The organism is Candidatus Pristimantibacillus lignocellulolyticus, from assembly GCA_023639215.1.
In the GTDB taxonomy this organism is placed as follows: domain Bacteria; phylum Bacillota; class Bacilli; order Paenibacillales; family Paenibacillaceae; genus Pristimantibacillus; species Pristimantibacillus lignocellulolyticus.
Genome location: CP097899.1, coordinates 2373344 through 2394202, shown reverse-complemented (window position 1 = coordinate 2394202; position 20859 = coordinate 2373344). Strand labels below are relative to the sequence as shown.

Below are 20859 nucleotides of genomic sequence, written 5' to 3'. Positions count from 1 at the left end.
AAAACAGGATATTCACCACATACAAGTGAGATATCCTGTTTCTATTTATATTATATTTATTTAAGCTTCTGTAATAGGCTATGTCCAAATTGTGGAGATGTTACATTAAAGTTATCAGCAACCGTTGCTCCAATATCTGAAAATGTCTTACTTACTGGTAGTTCACTTTGTCCGGTGAAACTCTTGCTGTAGATAAGTAAAGGAACATATTCACGGGTATGATCTGTACCCATATGAATGGGATCATTGCCATGGTCTGCCGTAATTACAAGAAGATCATCTTCACTCAACTCCGTGAGAACTTCGTTTAAGCGTTTATCGAATTCTTCTAGCGCTTTCCCATACCCGATCGGATCTCTACGATGTCCATATAGTGCATCAAAATCAACAAGATTCAAGAAACTAAGTCCCGTAAAATCAGTATGAATTGTCTCCATTAGTTTATCCATGCCATCCATGTTAGACACTGTGCGCAAAGACTGGGTGACACCTTCACCATCATATATATCTGAAATCTTGCCAATCGCTAGTACATCGAACCCCGCATCCTTAAGCTCATTCATCACGGTTCTTCCATATGGCTTCAAGGCATAATCATGTCGATTCGATGTTCTCTTGAAATTCTCAGACTGTCCGAGAAATGGTCTAGCGATCACTCTTCCTAACATATATTCTTCACGCAACGTAATTTCTCTAGCAATTTCACAGATTTGATACAGCTCTTCCAAAGGTACAACTTCTTCATGAGCAGCAATCTGAATCACTGAATCTGCTGAAGTATAGACAATAAGTGCTCCAGTATTCAAATGCTCTTGTCCAAGTTCCTCAAGAATAGCTGTACCACTAGCTGGCTTATTCCCAATTACCTTTCGTCCCGTTCTTTGTTCTAATTCGTTAATTAATTCATATGGAAATCCATCAGGGAACACTCTGAAAGGAACATCAATTCTTAAGCCCATAATCTCCCAGTGGCCTGTCATGGTATCCTTCCCATTTGAAGCCTCTTGCATTTTGGTGAAATAAGCTAAAGGATGCGCTACTTTGGGTACTCCGGGTATTTGCTCAATATGGCTTAACCCTAACTTAGATAAAACAGGAACATGTAACCCCTTCATGCTTTCTGCAATATGCCTTAATGTATGTGATCCTATATCACCAAACTTCTCAGCATCTGGAGCCTCACCAATGCCTACAGAATCCATAACGATGACGAAAATTCGCTTAAACCGAGGTGTTTGTTTCATGTTAATACTCCTCCTTACAGAAAAAAGAGTTATCCCGCAAATTTCTAAACGTTTGGGGACAACTCCATTTCCAGTTCAATGATATTTTACTAAAACACAGAAAGCAATTCATTAACAACCTGTTCTGGATTGACATCCAAACATACCATAATGTCGTCTCCATTACTCGGATTTGTCCGCAAATCAGCAATTACAGCTCCTGCCGTAATTGTTCCCTCACATTCAATTTGCACTTTCATTTGCTGCATCCTTGCGATTTCAGGAATGCGAGCAACGAGAATGGCCAATGGGTCATGAAGCGGACAAGTGTCCGTTAAATTACATTCAAGACTATAGTAGCTAAAATAATATTGAATCACATCTTGCATATATTGCACAATTGCAGTGTTTTCAGAACGGCACACCTGTGCAAGATTTTCCAAATGCTGCTTATTCAGCTTCGCTTTCATCGTTACATCTAGCCCAACAAGTGTCATGGATATACCAGAACGAATAACACGGTCAATCGCTTCCGGATCCCCTCGCAAATTTGCTTCGACGACAGGGGTAACATTACCTGGAGCAAATACGGTACCGCCCATTGTGACAACATGCTTTAGCTTCTGAGGGAGATCAGGATCAAGCTCTAACGCTAGTGCTACATTGGTTAAGCGTCCTAGTGTCACCAATGTGATTTCACCTGGCATTTCATTTGCTTTACGAACGATAAATTGTGCGGCAGATTCTGCAATCGGTTGCTGCCCTGATGGCGGCAGCTCGACATTACCGATTCCATTATTACCATGGACATGAACCACCGGCCCCGCCCATTCGCGTACTAATGGCTTGGCAGCGCCTTTAGCAACCGGAACCTCATAACCTGGCTGGGCAAGTTGAATCAGACGAATCGTATTCTCTGTAGCTTGATCTACACTCGAATTACCGAATACCGTGGTAATCCCTTCCAATCTTACATCCTTTGCTTTCAAAGCATGTAAGATTGCAATTGAGTCGTCGATGCCTGTGTCCGCGTCGATAATCATTTTGTGTACTGCTGACATATGCATGACCTCCAAAGAATTAGGATGCTAACGTTGCCTTTCTATTCTTTCTAATTGCGTAAATAACTAACGCAACGATTGTAACTACATAGGGAACCATTTTAATAAATTGGGTTGGTATAACATTGCCTGGTGTTGTCTCAATGATCATCGTCAAAGCACTCGCAAGCGCAAATACACTTGAGCCCGCCAATATGCCAAACGGATGACGATTACCAAAAATAACGACTGCCAAAGCAAGAAAGCCTGTGCCTGCTGTCATATCTCTGACGAACATGCTTGTCATACCCATGGATAAGTATGCGCCAGCAAGACCAGAGAAGAAGCCGCTCCAAATGATTGCAGAATATTGAATGCGGTTAACATTGATTCCAAGCGAACGCGCTGCGCTTGGCTCTTCGCCTGTTGCTCGTAAATGTGCACCATAAGGAGTTCGATACAACAAGAAGAAACAAAAAACAACAGCTAGAAAAGAAATCCAAACCATAAGATTATGACCACTTAGTAGTTTGCCAATGACCGGGATGTTTTCCAGAAATGGAATTACAACATTCGGTATCTTCACTGGAACAGAGGGCATATAGCTACCATGTGAATTATAAAAGATACTCATGAGCACGACGGTAATCCCGGCACCAAAAATGTTGACAACAAATCCGGCAATAATAATGTCTACCTTCATCTTTAAGGAGAAGAAGGCCATTCCGTAACTGACCAGCATAGATGCCATTGTGCCGCCTGCGACTCCAAGGAACCAATTGCCTGTGGCTGAACCAACTGCAATTGACACAAAGGCCGATACGAGCATCAAACCTTCAATACCGATGTTGATAACGCCTGCCCTGTCTGTCATGAGTCCGCCCAAGGCTCCTAGTAAAATTGGCGGCAGTGTACGAAGTAGTATAACAATCAGCGTTAGATTTGCTGTCTGATCCCAAATATTACTTAGCAACTGGAGCACCTCCTTGCGCGGAACGTAATTTTCTTTGCTTCAAATAAGCAAAGATTGCTTGTGAAGAAATAAATAGAACTAGCAATGCCTGAATAATAATAGCAATATCACGCGGGACGTCGCTGTTGGCCTGCATCGCTTGTCCGCCAACCTGTAAATACGCATAGAAGAATGCAGACAACAATACACCAATCGGATGGTTACGTGCAAGCAAGCAGACAATAATACCGTCAAAGCCAAGACCTACAGAGAAGCCTTCTTTAAGCGTGCCATGCATACCCGTTACTTCAACGGCTCCACCCAAACCAGCAAGCGCCCCGCTGATCGCAATACTCAACATAATAACCTTTTTCGTTGCAATACCACCATATTCAGCGAATAAAGGGTTTTTACCGACTGTACGCAGCTCATATCCCATTTTCGTCTTATACATTAGAAAATACACAACGATAGATGCTACGATTGCAATCAAGAAGCCTGCATGCGTCGGCATACCTGGAATAATTTGACCTAGCTTAGCACTGCCTTGGACATAAGGCAATCGAGCAAAACCACCACTATTAGGATCCTTAAGAACATAGTTCAACAAAAAAGAAACGAATAGCACTGCAATAAAATTAAACATTAGCGTGGATACAATTTCATCGGCTTTAAATACGGCTTTAAGAAAACCCGGAATAAATCCAAACAATCCTCCGCCGATGATTGAAGCGATAATAACTAATGGAATGTGAATCCATGGAGATAACCCAGGAATATATACTGCTGCCAGTGCACCTGTTAATGCCCCCATATACAGCTGACCTTCGGCCCCCATACTGAATACTCCGCTTTGGAATACGACTACAATCGCGAGCCCAGTAAATACGAGTGGCACCATACGATTCAGTACAGAACCAAAGCTGAACAAGCTTGTAAAAGGGTCAATAAACAATGATCGTAATGCCGCTACCGGCTCATTGCTTATAGCTAAAATTACGATAATTCCAATGAACAGGGCAGCCCCAATTGCCAGAAGTATACCTAGCAGATCAAGGTAGATTGCATTTCTCTGTTTCATGTGGCGTTCACCCTCACTTCTTGTTTTTTAATACCTAGCATATAGAATCCAAGCTCTTCTTCCGTCAAATCATCGGAATTTTCCAAAATAACGGCTAGTTCTCCATTATAGATAACGCCAATTCTATCGCTCAGACTCATTACTTCAGTTAGCTCAGCAGATACAAGTAGCACGGCTGTTCCCTCATCACGTTTCTTAACAATTTCTTTATGAATGAACTCAATGGAGCCAATATCTACACCACGAGTAGGCTGGGCAGCAATTAGTAACTTCGGATTTTTTGAAATTTCACGAGCAACAACAATCTTTTGAATATTTCCACCAGATAGTGAACCCGCTAATGTCTCTTCACTTTGCGTCAAAATGTTAAATTCCTGAATGAGTCGCTGAGCATGCTCGCGGATTTTCCTTTGATCCAGGAACGGTCCTTTACGAAATGCAGGATCACGATACAAGTCAAGAATCAAGTTTTCCTTAATCGAGGAGGTTAAGCAAGCGCCACGTGTTTGGCGGTCTTCTGCAATATGCCCTATACCTATATTACGAATTTCACGAATCGTATGATCCGCCAAATTATGATTCAAGAAAGTTATCTTACCTTTTGAGTTTTTTCTAAAACCAGTAATAACCTCAATCAGCTCCGTCTGCCCATTCCCTTCAACACCGGCAATCCCAAAGATTTCACCCGCTCGAATCTGGAATGACACATCCTTAAGCACTTGGCTTCCTGTATCCGATAAACAGCTTACTTGATCAAAAACTAAAACCTTTTCCTTTGGATTAGCTGGCTCTTTTTGAACACGTAACAGAACGTCACGACCGACCATCAATCTCGAAATTTCTTCCTTATTCGTTTCAGATGTATTTAGTGTTGCAATAGTTTTACCTGATTTCAGAACCGTAATTCGATCGGAAATACCCATAACTTCATTAAGCTTATGCGTAATAAAAATAATGGTATAACCCTCTTGAACAAGCTTCTTAAGTGACTGGAACAATTCATCTGTTTCTTGCGGCGTAAGAACCGCGGTCGGCTCATCAAGAATGATAAGCCGAGCTCCACGATACAATACTTTTAAAATTTCGACACGTTGCTTCAGTCCTACTGAAATATTCTCCACCTTAGCAATTGGATCTACTTTGAGTCCGAATTGTTGAATGAGTCGCTCGGTTTCAGCTACGGCCTTCCCTCGGTCCGACATTACACCTCTACGAGGTTCAATGCCAAGCACAATGTTCTCTGCTACAGTGAAAGAAGGTACCAGCATAAAATGCTGATGAACCATACCAATTTCATATTTTATTGCATCCTTTGGGCTTTTCAGTGTAATCTTCTCACCCTGATACAAAATATCTCCTTCTGTAGGCGCTTCCAAACCGAATAAAATTTTCATCAGTGTTGATTTGCCTGCGCCATTCTCGCCAACCAAGGCATGAATTTCGCCTTGGCGTACGGAGAAGGACACACCTTTATTGGCTTTTGTACCGTTCGGGTATACTTTATGGATATTGCGCATTTCCAGCAGGTCTGCCATCGTGAACCTCCTATTGTACTTTGATTTCACCGCTAACCAGCTTCGCTTGAATTTCATCTACTTGATCGCGGATTGTTTGCGGTACATATTGATTGTAAAGATCGTCTTTTGCAAGACCTACCCCATCCTCATTAAAGCCCAGGGATTCATTTGTTCCAAATGGAAGCTTTTCTTGCTTATATAAATCAATCGCACGGAAGATTGAGCTATCTACATTTTTAAGCATAGATGTTAGCACGTTGCCTGGTTGTACGTTGTTCTGGTTGCTGTTCACACCAATTGCATATTTATTTACTTCTTTAGCAGCTTCTAGAGCTCCGATTCCTGACGGACCTGCAACCGAATATAGAATATCAACCTGTTGTGAATTATATTGAGCCATACTTAGCTCTTTACCTTTTGGAGCATTAATAAAGTCACCCACGAAAGAAGTAATTACCTTCACTTCAGGATCAACATATGCTACACCCTGCTCATAACCTGATTTGAAATCTTTGATAATTGGAATATCCATACCGCCAAGGAAACCTACTACCTTTTCCGGGTTTGCATTTTCGAGCTCATTACTGTTCGTAACGAGTGCTGCGAATGCACCTGCGAGGAAAGAACCCTCACGTTGGTTGTATTTTACAGAGTAGATGTTAGGTACATCCACAATTGTTTCATCGAAGTAAATGAACTTCTGATCTGGATAACGATTTGCAAGATCTATTGCAATTTCTTTCATTTGGCTTGTACCAACAACGATTAGCTCATATTTGCCGCTTGAAACCATGGACTCAAATCCGATAGGCCAGTCAGATTGGTTCCCTCCGCCTTGTACAGCCTTGAATTCAATACCTAGCTCTTTCGTTGCCTTCTCAAGGCCTGCATTAGCAGAATCGAAGAACCCACTGTCACCCAAGTTACCGTTTACATAATAGCCTACTGAAAGTTTATCCTTGTTCGTTGATTCGCCCTTTGAGCCAGTATTAGCTACACCGCAGCCCCCTAGAATAATTGCAAAAGCTAACAGTACTACGCCAAACTTACCTTTTATACTTTTTTTCATTTTACATGACTCCCCTCAATTTTCTTCCTTATTCGGCCCTCTAACTAATCAATGATAGTGTTCAGTGCAATTTCAACCATTTCATAAAAAGATTGTTCACTTTCTTTATGGGTTAAGAATTCCTGTCTTAACAATTGACTGCCCACTGTCAAAATGGTAAGTGCCTTCACACCATATTTAGCGGCTAACGTATATAGGGCTGTACTTTCCATCTCTACGCCCAATACACCAAATTCCATAAATTTATTCAGTCGTTCTAAAGTCTCACGATAAAATTCATCCGAATTATAAATGTTACCAACAAAGACATTTACATTTTTATCTTGTGCCTGATGAAACGCTTTCATTAACAATGTAAAATCTGCTGTAGGTGCATAATTACAGCCATGGAAGACCTTCTCCGTCAAATTACTATCAGAAGACACAGCCTGGGCCATTATAATATCACGAATTTTTATTTCCTCCTGCATTGCACCGCATGTACCGATACGTATCAATTTCTTCACATCATAATCAACAACCAATTCCGTTCCATAGATACTCATCGATGGATTTCCCATCCCTGTTCCCTGAACTGATACCGGTATGCCTTTGTATAATCCCGTGTAGCCATACATGCCCCTTACTTCGTTATAACAATAGGCCTCATCTAAAAAATGTTCTGCTACAAACTTTGCACGTAAAGGATCTCCAGGAAGTAATACACGTTCCGCTATTTCTCCCTTTTGTGCACTTAAATGCCTGCTCATGCCTTGTCCTCCAACCTTATATTGTTTAATAGGCTTGCTGAAATCACTTCCACTCGCCAACAAAGAATAGTTTCGAAACTAAACTTAGCATAAGGTTTTACACTCTAATAAACTAGGTCAAAAACCTATATTGAGTATGGGAAAAATTTGACCAAATGATAATAATTCTACATATAAGCTTATAATTCGACTAACGCTTTGCGGATATTATCTAGATCTCTTGGAGATGGAATTGTAGAAATCATCACAACAGGCACCTGCTTTAATGCAACCGGGATATTACTAATCACAAGATCAATTTGATTTTCTTGCATAATTTCGTCAGTTAGCCCTTTCATAATGGAAGTATTTATGATTAACTGATCACCTATCTCCTTCTTAATCAAATCTGCGATGTAATGACGAATGGAAAACTCCTCCCCCACTACTAAGAAAGCCCTCTTCGTTTGATAGCGTAAACTTGAACGGACAATTAAAGTCAACTTAGTTATATGAAAATCATTATACGAAATGGATGGATAGGTTTTATTCCACGTTTGCATACAGAGTTGCAATTCCTGAATCATGTGTTGACACTCTTTTTGAACATATGACGTTAAATGACTTTTGGATATTGTCATCCAATCGGGAATAGCATTATCAATTAATAGCCTGTCAAAAAATCCGTATATCTCCAATATAAATCGTTCTTCCTTATCCAATGCGGGGTATGCCTTGATCAATAACGATATAAGCAGATTGCCCATTTGATATTCTTCTTTATCTTCGTGCAGTTTGACTTCTTTCACTGGTGTTATGTCTGATCCTTCATAATAGTGGTATTGGCTGAGGCTAACTTGCGATTGTATGAAAAATATTTCACTATTAGGGAATTGAATAACGTACTTTTCTTCAAGTTCCTTCGCTAAGGTTTTCACGGGCAAATAAAATATTCCCTTTTCCCATGGGTAACCAAACTCATCAATCTTGACATATTTCCCTTTCGTAACTCTTGCGATAACAATCGCCAGCAAAAATGATAACTTCCTTTTTGAATTTATAAAATATACAATATTCTTCTCTTGCTCTATATTCGTAATTAACTGATTAGCATCTTCAAAGTTTATATTTTCAAATGGCCACCCTGTGAACTCGTAAGCATTACAATATAGTTTCCAATAAAAATTTCTTATGTTCATTTCATTCCCTTTAATCGTGGGAGTGGAATATGTTATGCGTAGCTTATACGGCTTAAGATCGTGATTATTTAATTGCACAATCAGCTTTTTCAAAGATGAGGTACTCATAAACATAACCGCAGCAAGCTCCTCCATGGAGAGGTTACTTACACTCGTAAATAATATATTCATTAGACGGTAAAAGACCGTTTGTCTGAACATCGTAGAAATCACTTCTTGAATCGCCTTACTTCGTTCACGTTGAAGAAATATTCCCTTTCCTCTGGAAACCTCAATGGTAACAGCGGATGGTAGTTGCTCGCTAATGTCCTCAACCATTTTGCGAATTGTTTTATAGGAAATCCCTAAGCTTTTCTCTATTTCAGCCAAGGTAAACCATCTTCGTTCTGTATCTAGCAATATTAATAGCTGGCTAGCTAATGTAAATTCCTTATCCATTCACTTTCACCTACCTTATAAACTATTTCTGTAGTATACACCTATTCAGCCTATTTCTCGTAGACTATCTTGTATTAAACCATGGATTGGTGAACACTATATTCTAAATACACCTTTTAACACAAAAAAACAGAATACCCTCTCACCTAATGTGAGTTGGGCATCCTGTGTCTTTGACATTAAAACTTATTCCCGTAGGAGACTCCATCCAAATTAAGGATTAATTTTCTTAGAATTCTTAGCATTAAATCTGTCTTTCCATATCCATCCTTGTTCCAAAATAATTGCTAATAAACTTCCGCTAATTAGGCCGTTATTCAAAATGGCTATCAAGACCGGAGACATGTGACTCGTCGCTGATGAAGGAACAAACATGAGACCGACACCAAAGATAAGAGAAACCCCACTAATGATAAACGTTCGCTTCTCATGAAAAACCTTCTTCAACTCCATCAAGGCTAATCCAACCATTTTTACAAAAATAACGAATGTAACAGCATAGCCTATAGGTGCGGGAATGGCTGAAATAACGTTCATTATTGGCGGAAACAAGGAAATGAAGACCACAAGGCTACACCCAATTAAAAATGATCTACGCTCCCTTGTCCCTGTCTGTTCAACATATCCCGCGGCCCCCGAAATAGGCACGGAGCCGATCGCCCCTAAACAACCGCTAATAATATGTGTAATTCCTGAGACAAATCCGGCACGCAAATAACGGTTATGATCCATTGGCTTGTGCTTCATAACGGTCTCCATCAATCGAATTGATGCAATCGCATTCGTGATTAATAACAGGGTTAACAAGAACGCTGTAGTCATCGTCCCGCCGTCAAATTGCGGCCACCCAAACGGGAAGATGTTCGGCAACTTAATTAATGCATCTGCCTGTACTATTACTGGCACCTTACCGCAAATCATAAACAATAGCCAACCGATCAATATACTAACTATGACAGAAAATTGGCGCAGCAATGCCAATCGGCAGTTTCCTAACCAAAAGGTAATGCAAATCACAATCACACTTAGCAAGAGCACGTTAACATCTAATAACGTATGGCTGGATGTGATCCCCATCATTCCTTTCATAAACGAACCACTTAATTGAAAAATCAATAAGAATAGATATATAAAAGTGATTGTCGGTGTAAATAGACGGGCTATTTTATCCATAAGCTTAAATACCGAAATAAGGACAAATAACCCTCCACTTATAATCATTCCTCCACTTAAAGCTTGTAAGGCAGCTATATTAGAAGAATACAATACCCCCACTAAACTTGCGTATATCGTGAAAATACTCCACCATAACCCTGCAGGTCCTTCATGAATAGGAAATTTATGGCCCAACAGACCTTGTAAAAATCCAGCAATCCCTAATACAATTATTGTGCTCTGAATGAGTTCTGATGTCTCAATTGGTGTTAAGTTATATAAATCTGCAATGGCAATTGGTGCAGCAATAGCACCGGCAATCATGAAAATCATCCATTGTAATCCAGACAGTATTACCTTCATTTTTTCATTCTCCTTCTTACACCAGCGCGTTATCATACCTTTGCCTTCAATGACTGTATTAAAAGCGATTTCGACCATTTGCAAAAGGATTGTTCCCTTTCTTTGCTTGCTGAATTCGCTTCCACTCGCCATTAAGAATTTAGTTCCGAAACTACACTGAGCATAAGGTTTTTAACCTTAACAAACTAGACCAAAGTTCTACGTAGTGAACGGAAAAAAATTGGCCAAACAAATATAAACCACTTCTTGCGTTTAAATAAAAGTAGTTATTCGCGAATATTATCTAGGTCGTTTTTAGATGGAATCGTAGAAATAATTACAACGGGCACTGTCTTTAAGAAAACCGGGATATTACTAATTAATTAACTGATTGATATACGCTAAATCGACATTCACAAAAGGCCATCCTGTAAACTCATATGCATCACAATATAACTTCCAGTAAGTTTGTTTGAACATAGATGAAATCATTTCACTAATCGTCTTACTACGCCCATCACGTCGAAGAATGATACCCTTTCCTGTTACATAACTCACCACACATTAATGGTATCATTTTCTTGGTGTTACTCTTATGTTTCGATACACAAAAATAATTTTAATTAGTCCAGACAGGAAAAAGGCTTGCAGCCCGTTACATAAGCTGCAAGCCTTCTTATATTTAGTTTTAGATTCCACCATCGTAATCAATATCTTTCCAGTATTGTCTAAATTTATCCCACCAATAGTCAGAACTTATCCCTTTAATTATATTATCTTTTTACAGAAAATAGTATTTACAACAGGGTAGACCCTCTCGATTTTATGCAATGAGTCCTCTAACATTTCCGAAATCAACTCTCTCACTTTCTAAATGCACTCCAGCCTTCATTAATCCAATATTTGCGCTAGTATTCTTGGAATTTTCGTGCACTTGCGAGTGTTTGAACCTTATCTCAAAAGGAGGTGATCAAAACTTCGATGTAATCCCGATCATTACGAAAGCGCTGTCATTTTGATGAAAGGAGTATAGTCGTCATGGTTTTTCAAACCAGATAAGCTCTCAATTCGTTAGCTTGGCTTGAACTCCTCGACTGACGCTGTAAGCGTATTGATGGGTACTTCTGTTCAAACGGTGATCGACTACTCCTGCGGGAGTGACGGCAGCAGTAGCTCTACGGCATGGGCTGCAGCTATCAGCTGAAAGACAACTACGAGATGACATACAGCGTCAAAACATATAACTTCCGGCAAAATCACATCTCTCTACAAGGCTAGGAGCGCTTTCCAATATCCCTGCCATGTGGATTTTGAAGTAATCAAACACACCTACCGTCCGACATTTGAGCTTGGTTGTCTTGGTGATCGCCGCGGGAGGTTTGTAATCATTTTACATTGGAGGTAAGCTCATGTCTGTTCCTATGATTTCCCGGATTCATCGCTTATTAATCTTGTTACTGGTCTTGGCATTCCTATTCACTACTGTAATGGTTGCTGCCCCTGCTCCTCAGGCTTCGGCACTATCACCTACCAACGGTAAAATTATTGTAGGTTATTGGCATAACTTCGATAATCGATCCACCAATATTCAATTACGTGATATTTCTTTAGATTTTGATGTCATCCAAGTCGCATTCGCTGAACCGACGGGCGGACCTTTGAGCGGCAACATGGAATTTACGCCTTATAACGCAACGGAGAGTGAATTCAAAACCGATGTTGCTTACCTGCAAAGCCTCGGTAAGAAAGTACTCATCTCGATCGGTGGAGCGAATGGTACGGTTGAATTGACAACGACTCAAGCAAAGCAAAACTTTGTAACGACGATGAAAAACCTGATAAGCACTTATGGCTTTGATGGCATGGATATCGATCTAGAAGGTAGCTCTTTATCCCTAAATAGCGGAGATAATGACTTTCAAAATCCAACCACGCCGAAAATTGTAAATCTGATTTCAGCCGTTAAGGAAATTATGAGCGGCTCCGGTTCGGACTTTATTCTAACAATGGCACCAGAAACAGCCTATGTGCAAGGCGGATACACCGCTTACGGCGGACCATGGGGCGCTTATTTGCCGGTAATTTACGGTCTGCGCAATGAACTTGATTACCTGCACGTCCAACACTATAATTCGGGTCCTTTAACTGGTCTTGATGGCAAGTCTTATTCACAGGGTACGGCAGACTTCCAAGTGGCTATGGCCGAAATGCTTCTCGCAGGTTTTCCGATTGCAGGAAATCCTAACAATATGTTCCCAGCCTTGCGACAAGATCAAATTTTGATCGGTTTGCCAGCTTCTCCGCAAGCGGCGGGTGGCGGATATACGAGCGTGGCAAACGTTCAGAAGGCACTTGATTATTTGATCAAGGGACAATCGTTTGGCGGCAGCTATGTTTTACGTAATCCAGCTGGTTATTCCGATATGAAGGGTCTCATGACTTGGTCTATCAACTGGGATAAATTCAACAACTTTGAGTTCTCTAGCAATCATCGGACGTACTTGGATCAATACAGCGGCGGGAATGGTGGCGGAGATACGACAGCGCCAACAGTACCTGGCAACCTACGTTCGACGGGCGTCACGACAAACAGCGTTAGCCTAGCATGGGATGCTTCGACGGATGCTGTAGGCGTAACGGGGTATACAGTGTCGTACGGCAATTCCACTGTGAACGTCAGCGGCACAACCGCAACGATCAACGGGCTTGCGGCGAACACGGATTATACCTTTACGGTAAAAGCAAGAGATGCGGCAGGCAACCTGTCGAATGCAAGCAATGCCGTGACGGTGAAAACGGCTCTCCCACCTGTAGATACAATTGCACCGACTGTACCAACCAACCTACAAGTAACGGGTAAGTCCACTTCCAGTGTCAACCTGAGCTGGACCGCATCTACGGACAATGTGGGCGTGACCGGTTATACCGTGTCGTATGGTGGCACATCGGTAAACGTAACGGGCACGAACGCAACTATTAATGGTCTGTCTGCCGGCACAACATATACTTTCACGGTAACAGCGAAGGATGCGGCGGGCAACTTATCAGCGGCAGCTACGGTTCAAGCGACGACCGACAGCTCCGGAGGTAACGGCAACACCTGTACGGACGCTACATGGAATGCAAGCTCGGTTTACACAGGAGGGCAGCGTATCTCCTACAACGGCAAAGTGTATGAAGCTAAGTGGTGGACACAAGGCGATCGCCCTGATTTAAGCGGCTCGTCTGGTGTCTGGAAATATATTAGCGACTGCTCTGGCTCAGGAGGAGGCAATGATGTGACGGCTCCGACTGCACCAAGCAATCTACAAGTAACGAACAAGTCCACTTCGAGCGTTAGCTTGAGCTGGACAGCATCCACGGATGCAACTGGTGTCACCGGCTACACGTTAAGCTACGGTAGCACTTCCGTCAATGTGACGGGAACGAGCGCGACACTTAACGGCCTGTCTGCTGGTACAACGTACACTTTTACAGTAACGGCGAAGGATGCGGCAGGCAACATGTCGGCAGCTACTTCGATTCAAGCGGCGACCGACAGCTCCGGTGGTGGCGGTGGTGACGCTACAGCTTGGGCTGCAGGCATCAGCTACAAGACTGACGATGAAGTGACCTACGGCGGCAGCACCTATATTTGCCGACAAAATCATACCTCTCTGCTAGGCTGGGAACCTTCCAACGTTCCTGCCCTGTGGAAGCTGAAATAGGGAGGTATGTGAATGTACACACGTAAGAACGCACATCGCCCCTTTGGACAACTAATCAGCGTTACACTCGTATTGGCACTCATCATATCCATGTTCTTATCAACAGCTCCAAATGCTTCGGCAGCACCACTCCCAGCCGATAAGAAAATTATCGTTGGATATTGGCATAATTTTGATAACGGATCGGGCAAAATTCGTTTGCGCGATGTATCGCCAGATTTCGACGTGATTAACGTATCGTTTGCGGAGCCGACGAACGGCCCACAGGGAGGAACTATTGGATTCGCACCATATAACGCTACAGATAACGAATTCATCTCGGACATTCAGTATTTGCAAAGCCTTGGCAAGAAGGTCATCATTTCGATCGGCGGTGCGAACGGTCAAGTGCAGTTGATTAATGATCAAGCCCGCACCAATTTCGTCTCATCCATGAAGAGTATTATATCCAAATACGGCTTTAATGGGCTCGATATTGACTTTGAAGGACACTCCTTCTACTTAAACCCAGGAGACAGCGATTTTCGCAATCCCACAACGCCGGTAATCACCAATGTGATTTCTGCAGTTCGAGAGCTTCATACCTCGTTTGGCGATGACTTTATGCTGACGATGGCGCCAGAAACATTTTTTGTTCAACTCGGATATTCATTCTATGGTGGGAGCTGTTTAAGCTGCGACAATCGAGCCGGCTCTTATTTACCCGTCATCTATGGATTATTGGATATTCTAGATTGGTTGCAAGTCCAACACTATAACTCTGGCCCAATTAAAGGTTTAGACGGCATATCCTATCCGATGGGCAATGCCGATTTCCATGTCGCAATGGCTGACATGATGTTGAACGGATTCCCGGTTGCTGGAAATAACAATCAAATGTTCCCGGCACTTCGCTCAGATCAAGTAGTTATTGGTCTACCAGCGAATGTGAATGCTGGCGGAGGTTTTACTGGTGTGGCGGAGGTTCAAAAAGCGTTAGACTACTTAATGAAAGGCAAGTCGTTCGGAGGTTCCTACCAGTTGCAAAATGGTCCTCATCCCGGTATGAGAGGTCTGATGACTTGGTCTATTAACTGGGATAAATTCAACAACTTTGAGTTCTCTAGCAATCATCGGACGTACTTGGATCAATACAGCGGTGGTAATGGTGGCGGAGATACGACAGCACCAACAATTCCTGGCAACCTACGTTCGACGAACGTCACGACAAACAGCGTTAGCCTAGCATGGAATGCTTCGACGGACAATGTGGGCGTAACGGGGTATACGGTGTCGTTCGGTAATTCCACTGTGAACGTCAGCGGCACAACCGCAACGATCAACGGGCTTGCGGCGAACACGGATTATACCTTTACGGTAAAAGCAAGAGATGCGGCAGGCAACCTGTCGAATGCAAGCAATGCCGTGACGGTGAAAACGGTTCTCCCACCTGTAGATACAATTGCACCGACTGTACCAACCAACCTACAAGTAACGGGTAAGTCCACTTCCAGTGTCAACCTGAGCTGGACGGCATCCACGGACAATGTGGGCGTGACCGGTTATACCGTGTCGTATGGTGGCACATCGGTAAACGTAACGGGCACGAACGCAACTATTAATGGTCTGTCTGCCGGCACAACATATACTTTCACGGTAACAGCGAAGGATGCGGCGGGCAACTTATCCGCGGCAGCTACGGTTCAAGCGACGACCGACAGCTCCGGAGGTAACGGCAACACCTGTACGGAAGCTACATGGAATGCAAGCTCGGTTTACACAGGAGGGCAGCGTATCTCCTACAACGGCAAAGTGTATGAAGCTAAGTGGTGGACACAAGGCGATCGCCCTGACTTAAGCGGCTCGTCTGGTGTCTGGAAATATATCAGCGACTGCTCAGGCTCAGGCGGAGGCAATGATATGACGGCTCCGACGGCTCCGAGCAATCTACAAGTAACGAACAAGTCCACTTCGAGCGTTAGCTTGAGCTGGACAGCATCCACGGATGCAACTGGTGTCACCGGCTACACCGTAAGCTACGGTAGCACTTCCGTCAATGTGACGGGAACGAGCGCGACACTTAACAACCTGTCTGCTGGTACAACGTACACTTTTACAGTAACGGCGAAGGATGCGTCGGGCAACGTATCGGCAGGCACTTCGATCCAAGCGGCGACCGACAGCGCCAGTAGCGGCGGTGACGCTACAGCTTGGGTTGCAGGCATCAGCTACAAGACTGACGATGAAGTGACCTACGGCGGTAGCACCTATATCTGCCGACAGAATCATACCTCTCTGCTAGGCTGGGAGCCTTCCAACGTTCCTGCCCTGTGGAAGCTGAAGTAAAATTTATCCAACCGACAGATCTATAATCAATGACGCTCCCTCCATGCTACTAATGGGGGAGCGTCATTTTTTTATTAAATAATCCATTAAAATGCCTGTTGACTACGAGCCATGAAGTATGCTCCTCCTTACATCTATAGAGCGAATTTGAGGGCATTCTGTCAGGTGCCTTCTCTGCAAAGAAGAATCTGATGGGCAATTGTGCGGTCTGCCATAAAACTAAAACTGTGTATCTCAACTAACTCTCGACCAGAACTAATCTTCTCCAAAAATGTAGCGTACTACTTCTGTTGATATCAGCATGTTACTCCCCTATTTTGGGGTTCTATCTTAACATTGAAAGTATTTCTTTCACACAATTATCAACAAATACTTGTTCAGGACGAGATTTCATGAACACAGTAAGCCCTATTAACGATATAACTAGTGTCTGCGCTAAACTCTTTGCGTTAATATCGGTATCAAGTTCACCTGAGCGTAAACCTCGTTCAATCGTTTCTTGAAATATTACCGAGAGATACATCTGATGTTCTCTTGTGAGAATTTCAAATTTTTCATCATGAGGTGCAAGTTCCACCATCGAATTTATGCAAAAACACCCCCAATTCGGGCTTTTCTCATATTCTTTTGCCACCATATTTTCAAAAAATGCACGGAATGCCTCTTTAACAGAAGACTTGTTTTGAAGATTGCTACGAACAAGAGCAGCATGGGAACTCGTATATTTTCGCAACGCAGCTTCAAATAATCCTCTCTTGTCTCCAAAGGTGGAGTATATACTTGGACGCTGAATACCCATTCTTGATGTTAAGTCGCTTAAAGAGGTAGCTTCGAACCCTTTTTCCCAAAATAGTTGCATAGCTGCATCCAAAGCCTTTTCCTCATCAAATTCACGTCGTCGAGCCATAGTATCTCCCTCTTTTCATATCGAACGGTATGATATAATTTTATTGTATGAAGATTACCCTGTCAATAAGATTACGATTTTATAGCTATTAATTCCCTTATAATATTAAAATAACAAAGAGTTATTGCTCCATCCCTACCTTTCCTCTACGGTAATCTCTTGACAGTTATATTTTTTTAGAGTTATATTTATCAATAAATTTCATACCTAACGGTATTATATTATTCTGTTAAGCATAAATTTAAGGAGGCTTTATCTTTGAGAAAGTTTGTTCAAGAACCGAAAGTCATTACCGTGGATTATACAGGCAAACACGTTGAAACAGCTCAAGAAGCACTCATAGCATTAGAATCAGTGCCCACATCTTTAATGTCTCGCAATGTTGCACTCTTATTTGCAATCGCCTGCGGACTGGCAGTCGCAAACATATATTACGCGCAACCCTTACTAGATGCTATTTCAAAAGATTTCGGCATTACTCATTCATCAGTCGGCATTGTTATTACAATTACTCAAATTTGTTACGCACTTGGACTGCTATTGCTAGTGCCCCTCGGCGATTTACTAAATCGACGTTGGCTGATCGCTGGACAGATGTTAGTATCCGTGTTGGCTTTGATTGTGGTTGGTATTGCCCCCACCAGCATGGTGTTATTCATGGGCATAGCTACGGTTGGATTGCTTGCCGTAGTGACACAGACGCTCGTTGCGTTTGCGGCAAATTTAGCTGCCCCAGCTGAACGTGGGCGCACCGTGGGTGTTGTGACAAGCGGAATCGTAATCGGTATTCTACTGGCGCGAACTTTTGCTGGCACATTAACGGATTTAGCAGGTTGGCGCTCTGTCTATCTAGTTTCTGCGGTATTAACGCTAATCGTGGCATGTGTATTGTTTAGAATACTGCCGCATTCTGAGCACAAAAGAGAATCATTATCCTACCTAGAGCTTCTTTGTTCGATGTTCACGTTGTTCGCAAAAGAACGAATCCTGCTAATTCGTGCTGCACTATGTTTGATGATTTTTACTTCTTTCAGTATATTATGGACCTCTCTAGTGCTGCCTCTCAGCGCTTCGCCACTTTCTCTTTCACATACTGCGATTGGAGCGTTTGGTCTCGCTGGAGTTACTGGGGCATTAGCAGCAGCGCGAGCAGGTCGTCTTGCCGATCGAGGTTTCGGGCAGAGGACCACAGGGGTGGCATTGATTCTGTTACTTATATCATGGTTGCCTATAAGTTACACTCAACATTCGCTTCTGGCATTAATCGTCGGTATTATCCTTCTAGACCTAGCAGTACAAGCCGTGCATGTTACCAACCAGAGCATGATCCTTAATTTGCGCCCTGAAGCTCGCAGTAGGATTACTGCTGGTTACATGATTTTCTATTCCATTGGTAGCGCCACCGGATCAATCGCATCTACCAGTATTTATGCTTACTCGGGTTGGAATGGAGTATGCTTGTTAGGAGCAATTATCAGTGCTTTGGCTCTTCTTTTCTGGGCATTAACCCGTCGCATTAAATGAATAATTAATGTTATCTAATATGTCATTAGATAAATTATTAAACAATAGATCCTACACGTAAGAAACGACAAAAAAGGACCGTGACTATGTGCCAACAGGCAATATCATGTCACAGCCCTTACCTCGCAACTGACTCAAGCAAAAAGTCACAGCGTTTTCTTACTCGTACTCTTACTCTTGTGATGCTTCCTTTATTAAAGGCATCCCAGCCTCAACCAATCGTTTATTTCGAATGAAGAAGATGGACAATATTACAGTAAACAACCCTGTTCCAACAAGTAGCCATTCAATCTGGATTACATCCGCAAGCGGACCGAATATGAGCATCCCTATTGGCATCATCGAAGTTGATATCATACCGAATACGCCAAATATGCGACCCATGTAATCAGGGTCTACCTTCTCTTGCAGCATGACCATCGTCGGTGTATTAAAGACTGGCATAGCAACACCAAATACAGCCATCATAACTAGGTAGACCCAAAATACAGGTATAATTCCTAAAGCAATCGTACAAACGCCCATAATAATACTCGCAAAAGTCATCGTATACACTTTATTGCGGAAGCCGCCCCATGATGCAATAATTGCACCGCCCGCCATCATACCGACAGAGAAAGCAATTTCAATTGATGTCAATCGCCAATAATCATCTCCGAAGCTACGTGTCACTTGTAGCGGCGTCAAAAATGCAGCCGGAGCCATTAATACATAGAAAAACGCGAAGAACACAAAAAATGTTTTTAGAAAACTATGGTTTTTAATGTAGTTTAATCCCTGCTTAAAATCATCCATGTAACTGGTCGTTTGCGTATCAATCGCTTTCTTATGCAACGGTATTTTTAAGAAGATAGATACTGTAAAGATCGCTATAGCTGCTGTGATAACATCGATAAATAAAATAACTTCGATTGTTGAGAATGTGAGCAACGACGCGCTTACGATAGGTGCAACAAACATCATCAGTGCTTGAAGACTACCGTTTATTCCATTGACTTTCGTCAGCTTATCTTCTGGTACGATTTGGGGTAATATCGCCCCAACTGCGGGCGTTTGAATTCCTGCTCCGAGCGCGCGAACTGCAGCAATGACAAACAACAACCATATCTCCTCGTATCCCACCAAAAATGTAATAGCTAAAATTAGTGTAACAATAGCAATCATGGCATCTGCTATAATAATTAGATATTTTCGATTGAAACGGTCCGCCCACACACCTGCAAATGGTGATAATAGAAATGTGGGAATGAACCCGCAAATAATAAATAACGTCATCATCATTCCTGATTGTGTTGTGAGAGTAACATGCCACATAATCGCATATTGAACTAGTGCAGAGCCAAATAGAGAAAATGTTTGACTGCTCAGAAAGATAATAATATCTCGTTTCCAATTTTTCTTACTTTGATCCGTAATTGGTGTCACTTTAACTTACTCCTCCAATTTAAATAAACTATCAACATTGATCCCTGGCTTACTTATTCAAAGTAACTACCAAAGTAAATTTCTAGTCCTATTTGCAAACTGCAATCGCATTATAATATGTATTAACAACGTTTTCAACAAATATATGCATAGATTATCATTATAAGTTTAACTACTAGGAGTATATGTAGGATGTAAATAATCGATAATGCAAACAATTAAAAATT

At 42.2% G+C, this 20859-nt stretch carries 14 protein-coding genes; 3 read left to right on the top strand and 11 right to left on the bottom strand.

Features of this window, described 5'->3' with window-relative positions; translation table 11 throughout:
- Positions 1–56: 56 nt before the first annotated feature.
- From deoB to NAG76_10100, 9 genes are all read right to left on the bottom strand, one after another.
- The gene (gene deoB, locus NAG76_10140) at positions 57–1244 is read right to left on the bottom strand and encodes a phosphopentomutase (GenBank protein ID URN96549.1); all 1188 of its coding nucleotides are present in this window, start codon (positions 1242–1244) and stop codon (positions 57–59) included.
- An 89-nt stretch (positions 1245–1333) separates the two neighbouring features.
- A complete protein-coding gene (locus NAG76_10135; protein URN96548.1) occupies positions 1334–2284 on the bottom strand; it encodes a nucleoside hydrolase in 951 nt (316 codons plus the stop codon).
- A gap of 19 nt (positions 2285–2303) precedes the next feature.
- Positions 2304–3236, bottom strand: coding sequence for an ABC transporter permease (locus NAG76_10130; GenBank protein URN96547.1), 933 nt, complete (start codon positions 3234–3236; stop codon positions 2304–2306).
- Positions 3226–4296 carry an ABC transporter permease gene (locus NAG76_10125; protein URN96546.1) on the bottom strand — a complete coding sequence of 357 codons (1071 nt, stop codon included), beginning with the start codon at positions 4294–4296 and terminating at the stop codon, positions 3226–3228. The genes NAG76_10130 and NAG76_10125 overlap by 11 nt, the downstream gene beginning before the upstream one ends.
- The gene (locus tag NAG76_10120) at positions 4293–5831 is read right to left on the bottom strand and encodes an ABC transporter ATP-binding protein (protein ID URN96545.1); all 1539 of its coding nucleotides are present in this window, start codon (positions 5829–5831) and stop codon (positions 4293–4295) included. The genes NAG76_10125 and NAG76_10120 overlap by 4 nt, the downstream gene beginning before the upstream one ends.
- A 10-nt stretch (positions 5832–5841) precedes the next feature.
- Complete coding sequence (locus tag NAG76_10115) at positions 5842–6882, bottom strand: BMP family ABC transporter substrate-binding protein (protein ID URN96544.1); 1041 nt, start codon at positions 6880–6882, stop codon at positions 5842–5844.
- A gap of 44 nt (positions 6883–6926) precedes the next feature.
- Positions 6927–7631 carry a purine-nucleoside phosphorylase gene (gene deoD / locus NAG76_10110; protein ID URN96543.1) on the bottom strand — a complete coding sequence of 235 codons (705 nt, stop codon included), beginning with the start codon at positions 7629–7631 and terminating at the stop codon, positions 6927–6929.
- Between the two features lie 179 nt (positions 7632–7810).
- On the bottom strand, positions 7811–9247 hold the full coding sequence (locus NAG76_10105; GenBank protein ID URN96542.1) for a helix-turn-helix domain-containing protein: 1437 nt from the start codon (positions 9245–9247) through the stop codon (positions 7811–7813).
- A 213-nt stretch (positions 9248–9460) separates the two neighbouring features.
- Positions 9461–10765: a purine/pyrimidine permease gene (locus tag NAG76_10100; GenBank protein URN96541.1), complete on the bottom strand. Its 1305-nt coding sequence runs from the start codon at positions 10763–10765 to the stop codon at positions 9461–9463.
- 1388 nt (positions 10766–12153) lie between these two features.
- Between NAG76_10100 and NAG76_10095 the strand changes: the two genes are divergently transcribed.
- Both NAG76_10095 and NAG76_10090 read left to right on the top strand, forming a co-directional pair.
- A complete protein-coding gene (locus NAG76_10095) occupies positions 12154–14451 on the top strand; it encodes a fibronectin type III domain-containing protein (protein URN96540.1) in 2298 nt (765 codons plus the stop codon).
- Positions 14452–14463: 12 nt separating this feature from the next.
- The gene (locus NAG76_10090; GenBank protein ID URN96539.1) at positions 14464–16776 is read left to right on the top strand and encodes a fibronectin type III domain-containing protein; all 2313 of its coding nucleotides are present in this window, start codon (positions 14464–14466) and stop codon (positions 16774–16776) included.
- Positions 16777–17101: 325 nt separating this feature from the next.
- On the opposite strand, the gene NAG76_10085 is transcribed toward NAG76_10090, so the two are convergent.
- On the bottom strand, positions 17102–17683 hold the full coding sequence (locus NAG76_10085) for a TetR/AcrR family transcriptional regulator (GenBank protein ID URN96538.1): 582 nt from the start codon (positions 17681–17683) through the stop codon (positions 17102–17104).
- A gap of 369 nt (positions 17684–18052) precedes the next feature.
- On the opposite strand from NAG76_10085, the gene NAG76_10080 reads away from it, so the two are divergent.
- The gene (locus NAG76_10080) at positions 18053–19207 is read left to right on the top strand and encodes an MFS transporter (GenBank protein ID URN96810.1); all 1155 of its coding nucleotides are present in this window, start codon (positions 18053–18055) and stop codon (positions 19205–19207) included.
- A 171-nt stretch (positions 19208–19378) separates the two neighbouring features.
- Here the strand turns inward: NAG76_10080 and NAG76_10075 are convergent, their stop codons facing one another.
- Positions 19379–20632 (bottom strand): MFS transporter, encoded by a 1254-nt coding sequence (locus tag NAG76_10075; protein URN96537.1) that lies wholly within the window; start codon positions 20630–20632, stop codon positions 19379–19381.
- Between the last annotated feature and the right edge of the window lie 227 nt (positions 20633–20859).